At 60.1% G+C, this 1386-nt stretch carries 4 protein-coding genes; all 4 read left to right on the top strand.

What is annotated here, in order from left to right:
* Positions 1–124 (top strand): DUF1127 domain-containing protein (locus JV551A3_RS01730; RefSeq protein ID WP_133978252.1); only part of this gene is annotated, 124 nt, incomplete at its 5' end.
* Between the two features lie 305 nt (positions 125–429).
* The gene (locus JV551A3_RS01725; RefSeq protein ID WP_112251751.1) at positions 430–747 is read left to right on the top strand and encodes a DUF2388 domain-containing protein; all 318 of its coding nucleotides are present in this window, start codon (positions 430–432) and stop codon (positions 745–747) included.
* Between the two features lie 88 nt (positions 748–835).
* The gene (locus JV551A3_RS01720; protein ID WP_133978250.1) at positions 836–1129 is read left to right on the top strand and encodes a DUF2388 domain-containing protein; all 294 of its coding nucleotides are present in this window, start codon (positions 836–838) and stop codon (positions 1127–1129) included.
* A gap of 37 nt (positions 1130–1166) precedes the next feature.
* On the top strand, positions 1167–1386 hold a 220-nt coding region (locus JV551A3_RS01715), incomplete at its 3' end, for a DUF2388 domain-containing protein (protein ID WP_133978248.1).

The raw sequence follows: 1386 nt of genomic DNA, 5'->3' as shown, positions 1-1386 counted from the left end.
GCTGTGGCAGCGCCGTATGGCCAGCCGTCGTCAACTGGCTCGCCTGGATGCCCGCCTGCTGGCTGACGCTGGTATCAGCGAGTCGCAGCGTTACGAAGAGCTGAGCAAGCCTTTCTGGCGCTAAGCTCCGGCTTGCCGGCTTCGGCCGGCACCGCGAATTCCCAAAACCCGTTGCAGGTGACTGCGGCGGGTTTTTTGTTTGCAGGCGGCATTCCAGAGCCTTTTTCGGGCAAACATGTACAGTTTGTAAAATATAAAAATTGACCATAACAGTTTATTGGCGCGCTGTTCATTAACATCCAGAAACACCGGCGCGTGATACGCTTGGCGTAACAGTCTGGTAGAACGCACTGTTGAAAAGTACCGCGACGAGCTGTGCGAGCGTCCGATAAAGCAGAACCCCCGACCCTAGTCCAGGAGTCCACGATCATGTCCCGTAAATACCTGATTGGCGCCGCCCTGTTGCTGAGCCTGGCCGGCACCGCAAACGCCACCAGCTTCGTTGTCACCACCGACGCCGTCGTTGGCGCGGTAGCCGCGTCCACCGATGCAACTTCCGATATTTCCTCCTCGTTCCGTGACGACAAGATCGTCCAGGCCGCCCGTGACGACGCCGCCAGCTTCGTTGGCAGCCAGGGCGACATCCGTGGCGCCAAGCTGGAAAGTGCGTTCCTGCACATCCGCTCGCAGATGCCAGCCCTGCAGGCCAGCGACGCACAACTGGCCCAGGCCATCCTGGCGCTCTGACACCGGCTGAGCCGTTCGGCTGTGCTGGTCATCACCGGCACAGCCTTATCCAGCTTTGCCACCCACGTTTCCAGCTGTTGTAGAGCCCATGCGTTATCTGTTGCCGTTGCTGTTCTCCGTTGTTGGCATGGCCAGCGCCCATGCCATGGATACCACTACGCAAAGCCTGGTCATCACCGGCTATGTCACCAGCCAGGTCACCACCGCACCGTTCGACCGCAAACTGGTCCGCCAAGCCCAGGACGATGCCGCTGCCTTCGTCGCCAGCGACGGCGAGATCCGCGGTGCCCGACTGGAGGCGGCGCTGGAATCATTACGCCACAATTGCGCTCGGCATACCGTCGGCGATCTGGAACTGGCGCAGGCAATTCTCGTCCAATAATTACATCTGACTCCCTGTATTCTTTCGGAGATGCTCCATGCGTAAACCGCTGATTGCCGCTACCCTCGGCATGTTGCTGCTGGCCGACCTGGCCCAGGCACAGACCCTGGTGGCCACCAGCAANATCATCGTGCGGGCCTTTGGCCGTTCGATCGATTTCAGCTCTGAGCGCACCACTTTGATTGCCGACTCCAAAGTGCTGCGAGAAGCCCATGACGATGCCGCCAGCTTCGTCGCCAGCAACGGCGACATTCGCG

The organism is Pseudomonas inefficax (genome assembly GCF_900277125.1).
GTDB classification, from domain to species: Bacteria; Pseudomonadota; Gammaproteobacteria; order Pseudomonadales; family Pseudomonadaceae; genus Aquipseudomonas; species Aquipseudomonas inefficax.
This window is presented reverse-complemented; position numbering and strand designations above follow the sequence as displayed.